General features: G+C 66.5%; 3 protein-coding genes. All 3 read right to left on the reverse strand.

Features of this window, described 5'->3' with window-relative positions; translation table 11 throughout:
* Nucleotides 1–155: 155 nt before the first annotated feature.
* From ACFU8W_RS31465 to ACFU8W_RS31475, 3 genes are read right to left on the reverse strand one after another with little or no spacing between them, the layout of a single operon-like run.
* A complete protein-coding gene (locus ACFU8W_RS31465; protein ID WP_384044267.1) occupies nucleotides 156–2,186 on the reverse strand; it encodes a hypothetical protein in 2,031 nt (676 codons plus the stop codon).
* 46 nt (nucleotides 2,187–2,232) lie between these two features.
* Nucleotides 2,233–4,320 (reverse strand): hypothetical protein, encoded by a 2,088-nt coding sequence (locus ACFU8W_RS31470; RefSeq protein WP_384044270.1) that lies wholly within the window; start codon nucleotides 4,318–4,320, stop codon nucleotides 2,233–2,235.
* Entirely contained in the window at nucleotides 4,317–4,997 is a 681-nt protein-coding gene (locus tag ACFU8W_RS31475) for a hypothetical protein (protein ID WP_384044273.1), read from the reverse strand. Before ACFU8W_RS31475 ends, ACFU8W_RS31470 begins: the two co-directional genes overlap by 4 nt.
* Nucleotides 4,998–6,881: the final 1,884 nt, after the last annotated feature.

Here is a 6,881-nt window from a genome sequence, read left to right on the forward strand (position 1 = left end):
TTGGCGACGTCGTCGGTGCCGTCTTACGGACTGCGCCCGGGAAGCCCTCAGCCGTGACCACCTGCCCGCACAACCCACATCCACAGCTCGGCAAGCCCGCCATAGCCGCGTCGGGTTGATGCTCCGTGGGACTGTGGCTGGTGCGCCACGGGGCGTCAGCTGGCGGGGCGGAGCTGGTTCGGGTTATCGCGTCCGCCGGGGACTCGGATGACGACGACGAGGCACGGTTCCATCTCGCCTGAGCGTTGCACTTCTTCGATCCAGACGCTGTCGAAGAAGTTGACCGCGCCTTCGGCTCCGACCGTCTTATCGAGGACGAGAAGGACGGCGAACGAGGGGCCGGTGTTCTGGTACTCGGTGGCCTGGGAGACGTATTTATGCAGGCCCTCTTCGCTGGCGTCGCCTTCTTCGATCTTGCATTCGACATTGAACTGGGCAGTGCTGAATGTAAAGACGACGTCCGCGCGACCGCCGGCCTTGTCGATCACCTCGGTGTGGACCTGACGGAACAGGGGCGTGAAGCTGAGGCACTCGCGGTAGTGCTGATGGAAGAGGGACTCATCGACCTTCTGCTTCTTGCCATCCTTGTCGCGCAAGCGCAGGAACTCGGTGTAGCCGCCTCCCATCGTTCGTCCAACGTCGTAACAGCGGAGGGCGTAGTGGACGGTCGCGTCCAGGAGGGCGTGGAACGGTTGGGCGATGCCGGGTATCCAGTCGCGAGACTCCCTAAGGCGACCAACGATACGTTCCATGAGGCGGCTGTACTTCGGGTCGGTGATCGACTGGGTGAAGTCATCGCTGTCGCGCAGCCGCAGTTCGAGTCTGTCGAGGACGTTGTCAGGGAGGCCGTCGGTGACGGTAGCGAAGTCGTCCGGGAATTGTCTTGCCAGCTGCTGCCAGCGTCGTCCTTTTCCCGTGTCCACCTCGCTCTCTGGCGTGTTGGTCTCGGTTCGGCGGATGCGGGCGGCGAGGGCCGCCCGCAGGTTCTGCGCATCGGGGTCGTTGCGGAGCTCATCGTCATAGGCGAGGGCATGCTCGAGCACCCGCATCCGATTGTCGTGGCGCAGGAAGGCGTCCTCGACGACCGGCGCCACCATCTGCTCCACAACCGCGTGGGCGGGGGTCTCGGTGACGACGGTGACGGTGTGGTGGGCGGTGTAGGCCCGCAGCAGTGCGGTGAGGATGCCCTGGCAATGGTCGTACCAGGGGTCGGCGTCCCCCATGTGCTGGGCTGCTTCGTTCAGCAGGGCGGTCAGCTCCGCCCAGGCGGTGATGTCTTCCTCCCGGCTGCGGGCCCAGGCCGGCGTGGTGGTGCGTGAGCGCCAGGCGCGGTAGCGCTCGAGGGCCTCTTGCAACCGGGCCGCTGCTTCGGTGACGCGTTCGGGGGCGTTAGGAGCGGACAGGCCCAACAGGCCGTCGATCCCTGCCATATATATCCGGGCATCGAGGCGGTCAGGGTCCGCGGCGCTGAGCTGCGCGAAGCGCTGGCGACTGTCCTTGAGCTGGTCCGCCATCTGCCTGTAGGAGTCCTGTTGCAGTGCGGTACGGACATCTCCGAGGGCGAGTTCGAACGCGGCGTCGCGGAAGGTGTGGTCCGGTGCCAGACAGCGTTCAAGTGCTTCGCGCATGCCAGCGGCTGGGTGGTGAGCGTCTAGGACGCCCAGGAGCCGGGGCAGTCGGCTCGCGAACTCCGCAGGGAGCGCTGCCGCGTCCTCGGTCACCTCATCCATCGTGCCGAGGAGTCGGGCGGGAGCGACCGCGCCAGCCAGGGCGAGTTGGGTCAGGCATTCGGCCGCTTCGGCGCCGATCAGCGCGACGGCGGGATCGTCGTCGGCATCCTGCGCGTCCGAGACCCGCTTCAACAGCGCCCGGGTGGCCTTCGAGCCGAGCGCGCGGGCCAGGCCTGGGCTTGCGGCGAGCGTGTCGACGGCGTGTGCGAATGCGGAGTGGCGTGTGGACGATTCCAGTCCCGTGACGATCACGTCGTTGAGGGCGGCGGGCGAGGCCTGCTCCTCGCGAGCCGCGGCGCATACCAGGTAGCCGAGGAAGGCGCCGTTGGTGAAGTGGTCGGCATCGGCGACGACCTGATCCAGGCCCCCGAGGTCCGCAAGCGTAGGGCCCTGGCGTTGCTGGTTGGAGGGGGTCGCCCTGGCCCAGGCGGTGATCCGTTCGTCAAGCGTCTGCACGACTCCCCCTCTCGCCTGCAGTGGTGGTTCCTTCGCCGCGTTCCGGTTAGAACAGTTCGCGCTTGTCGGCTCCCGTCACGATACGGTCCTGCGGGTAGATCTCCCAGACGGCGTCCTCGATAGAGGTGATCACCATCTGCAAGCCCGATACCTCCTCGCACGTGCGGTAGAGCGTCTCGATCACCTGGTAGGCGGCCGCGGGGGTGAGCTCGTCCGCAGTGGGCGCGTCAATCAGCAGCAGGCCGGGGTGGGACATGATGCCGCGCAGCCGGCTCACCCGGATCATGCCGACGACCACGGCGATGCGCATGCGGAGCCGGTCCACAGGGCTGAAGGACGCGAACGGGTGCTTGGCACCGGACTTGACGGCCCCCAGATGCCCCCCGAGGGTCAGGTTGACGCTCGTCAGGTTAGTTACGCCGAGCGCGTGGGCGACCTGCACGATCTCGTCATTGAGTTCCGAGAAGAGGGCGCGGCTGTGGCTGTCGACAACGTCCTTAAGGATCTCGGCGGCCGCGACGAACAGCTCGGCATCGCCGATCGTCGGTTCCTCGGGGTCGGTCTTCGGAGCCTTCGGTGTTACGAGGGCTGCGAGCACCGGCAAGGTCGGGCTGTTCCCCCCGGTGGCGACGGCGAGCGCGCCCTTGAGTTGCTGGATCTCGTTACTGGTCTCCTCGTATCGCGCGAACCAAGCTCCATCCCGTACCGTGGCAAGCTCGGCTGCGGACCGTTCTGTGGCCGCGCGGGCCTCCTCCACACCGGCCGCCGCCGCCTCCAGCGCCTGCTTACAGGTCTCCTCCGCTACCTGAGAAGCGACTACGCGGTCGTCAACGCGGGCGAGCGCCTCGGCCTGCGCCTGCGGGTCCTCCTTCTCGGCCGGCAACACGTTGGAGCAGATGGCGCACCGGTGCTGGCTGTCTTCGGCCGCGCGGCGGCTGTCGTCGATCTCGTGGTCACAACGCGGGCACGCCTCGGGGTCGAGTGCCCCAAGCAACAGGCGGGCGGCACTGCTCTGCCGGGCGCGGCGCGCCGCCCGTTGGTCCGCCAGACGGCTCTTGCGCGCCTCGGCCAGCTGTTCTAATGCATCCTGGTGCTCGCGGCGGCGCGCGGCCCAGACCGCCGCGTCACGGTCCACGGTCTCCAGCAACGCCGTCACGTCGGGCCGGTTTTTCTCCAGGTCCTGCAGTCGCCCTTGCGCCTGGTCCAGCGCACGGCGTAGCGGCTCGACCTGCTGTGCACGGGCGTCGGCGTCCTCCTTCGCACGGCGCGCCACACGGACCGTTTCCTGGGCGTCGGCCTTCTGGAGCGTGGACAGGCGGGATAGCTCCGGCGCATAGGGCACGTCCAGGAACAACTGCATGAGCCTGACCGGTAGCTGGCCAACAGTGGTCGGACCGAGGAGGAGGGTGTCGCTGGCCGAGTTCAGCGCGAGCGCGTAGAAAAAGCTGGACCAGCCGTGGACCTGCTCGGCACTGTCGCGGTTGCCATTCTCGTCCCGCGGTGCGTTCTTCTCCGCCGACCAAACCGACACCGTGCGCAGGCCGAGCCGGTCCATCATGAAGCGGCCGATCAGCGCCTTGACGCCAGCTGGTTCCGCCGAAGCAGCCAAATGAACGCCGGGCGCGGTCTCGTCGCGGCCGTCCAACTGGAGCAGATCGGCCACCGAGTCCGCTGCCAGCAGCCTGGCGCCGGGGTGATCCGGCCGGTCGAATATCAGGCGGACGGAGGTTGCCACGCCTGCGACCTCGAGGTCCGCGCGCACGTATCGGAACCAACCAACCGTCTCCGGGCGGCGGAACGCAGCGAAACCCTCGCCGCGCAGGGCAAAGCTGAGCGCCCACAACAAACTGGACTTGCCAGCCGAGTTGACACTGCTGGAGATCGCCCACGGCCCGCGGCCAAGCCGGAGGTCGACGGTGAACGGGCCGTCCTTGCCATCAGTTCCAGACTTGTAGCCGTCGCAGTACAGGCGGTGCACCACCAGTTCGCGTCGGGCGGGCAGCGGCCCGGTTAGCTCCAGCCCATGCTCCGACAGCATCTGGCCCACCAGCTCGGGTTCTACGGCGTCGCCGAGCCGCTGGGCGATCCGCCGCAGCAGTTCACCCTCCGACGGAACCTGCAGGTCCCCACTCATGCTGCTTCCCCCTCAGCGGCAGCCGCCCGCTGACGCGCGAGCCGCTCGCGGGTACGGTCGGCGATGGACGGAATAATCTCGCCCAGCGGTGTCAGCGCATAGTCCCGCTGCAGATACTGACGCTTACGAAGCGACAGGGCCGTGTGCCCGGTGGCTTCAGCCAACGCTTTCACCAGAAGGGCGCGTTCGGTGTACCAGGCGAGCTCTGGGAATTGCTCGGTAGCTGACTGCGCAACCTGCTGGCCTTTGCTCGTGAGGTAGTAGCTGTCCTGCAGCACGTTCCCTCCCGCACGGCGCTTGGTGGCCATCACCACCAGGCGCGGGGCGACAAGCACGCTCAGCGCCCGGTCCAGCTGCTCGAACGCTCCGAACAGGTAGCGGACCATCGGGATCGCGCAGACCTCCGGCTCGTCAGAGTCCAGGATCTCGCCAGCCAGGTCCAGCAGGACCGCCTCACGACTGCGCTCGTAGTCGTTCAGGAGCTCATCGGCCAGATAGTCGGGGTTACGCAACCAGAAGTCGAGCTTCTGCAGCCGGCTCTCCGCGTGCAGGACCGCCACCGCGTTCGGCGGCGCCCCGTTTCGGGACGTCTCATCCAGCGGCTCGGCTGTCGCGGCGATGAGCAGCAGCAGCCGGATCGCGTCCGCGAACCGGTCACCCTCGTCATCCAGAGGCATTGATCCAGGCTAGCGACGTCGACTGCAGGCGATCAACTCTTCTGCACTACGAAAACCACACGCTAGCTTCACATTTCACGCGACTGTGCCTTTCAAGTCACGCCGGACCGAGGTCGGGAGTCGAGTTGCGAGCAACGGTCTGCCATCACAGGCGGGTAGGGACCGAGGTCGCTGTCCTGCCAGCCACTTAAAACCGCAGGTCAACTACCGGTTCTCTCCATAGGCAGGGACTGAAAAGACTGAATTTCCGACATATAATACGAAATCGTCCTCGTTGAGTCGGTGGAGATGCCGGGGGCGGGAAGTGCATGCCTGTCATCGCAGGGTGGGTAGGACCCGAGGCCGTGATCCGGCACGACGTGCACGACTTTGGCGATAAGGTAGTGGCCGTCTCGTCGACGAAGTTGTGGAGCTTGGCAGCAGGGTGTTTGACCCTGCTGCTGGTCGGGTGTGATGGGGCCGATACGCCCGCCCACCCGCCGGCTGGAAAATCCCGGCCCCATCCGGTGACCACCGCGAGGCCGACCGACAGGCCGAGTTATACGCCGACCGGCGTGGCGACTGTGTCGCCAACGCCCACACGTAAGAAACCAACTCCGAACTTGGGTAAACAGTCTGGCCCGCGTTTTGTCGCCGAGATGGGAGACCGACGCACCCGTCCGGCACCGAAGCTGCCTGGCCTCGGCCAACCAGCGGGAGCTCAGATTGAGGTGAGCGGAGGCTGGGCTGCCAGTCTGCGCGTTACGGCGGCAGGCGCCCAGGCTCGTGTGAAGTGCCAAAGTCGGCCCTACGGCGGGAGTCAGCGAGTGTGGACCTATACCGTCACGAGCCAGCCGGGCCTCAGTGAATTCGGATTGCCACGGCGGGGCATGTTCTTTGAGATAGAACGTGTCTCGGCGGAGCACGGCGGAGGGTGGGAAACGTCCGTCTCTGGGACCTGGCAGTCCACCGAGGACGTGCACTTCTCCTGGAGCGAAGGGAGCAACTCTGACGGTTTCGACGGGGCAGCGAGTAGGCCCACGACGATCCGGTTGCGTGAGAGCGCGGACCATAGACGAGTGAGTTTCGCGGCCGCCAGTGTTGCGGTCGCGGGTTTTACGTACACGCAGCCCGTCGCCGGAATCAATGTGTGGGGCACGGTTGTGTGCCCACGCTGATACTGGGTGGCTGCAGCAACTGGTCGCGCCCAGGGATCACCCACCCGAAGGTGGCGTTGGCTGGCCAGCCCGTGAGCGATGCTTCCGCGCGAGCCCGATGAGGCAGCAGCTAGGCCGTCGTGAACAGAAGCCGGCCGGGCGTATTTTTGTCCCAATATGCCGGAATTTGAGTCCCTCGGTCCCTGTTGCTAGCAGACCACTGACCTGACGTGCGGTTTTATCAGGGACCGGAGGTGACTCAGGCCCGAAGGCAGCGGCGAACGGTTGGTCCCTGGCCGACTGCCGACGCGATCAAGCTGGTGGGTGTTGACGCCCAATGACCCTGGGCGCCGCCGCTCTGGGACGAGGCGTCGAGGCCAGGTGCCTTCAAGGCAATCCGCCCAGTGTCGATGGGCGCTAACACCCGTCGACGGTGGTGGCCGCCCGGCTGCACTGCGCGTCGCCGGTCTGCCTTGAGGCATCGCGCGCCAGGGCCTCTTAGGGCATCCGCACGGCGTCCACGTGGCCGCCACCACCATGAGCACCGGGACCGCACGCCGCTCTATGCGCAGGTCTGGACCCGGCTGGCCAGAGGCATCGCAGTCCCGTATTCGAACATCCCGAGAAGCTTCCGCACCATCGGGACGCCCTTAGGAGCCGTAAGGGAATTACTGTCGGTTTTCGCACTGATCCGGTGCGTGCGGTGGTATACGGGCTGGCATGGGGATATCGGATGAGGTCCTGGCGG

Origin of the sequence: Streptomyces sp. NPDC057565, assembly GCF_042801455.1 — a bacterium.
Taxonomy (GTDB): domain Bacteria; phylum Actinomycetota; class Actinomycetes; order Streptomycetales; family Streptomycetaceae; genus Streptomyces; species Streptomyces yanii.

What these genes read in the sequence shown, in the direction of transcription:
- ACFU8W_RS31470 (WP_384044270.1), bottom strand. Translation starts at nt 4,320, where the DNA reads ATGAGTGGGGACCTGCAGGTTCCGTCGGAGGGTGAACTGCTGCGGCGG.
- ACFU8W_RS31475 (WP_384044273.1), bottom strand. Translation starts at nt 4,997, where the DNA reads ATGCCTCTGGATGACGAGGGTGACCGGTTCGCGGACGCGATCCGGCTG.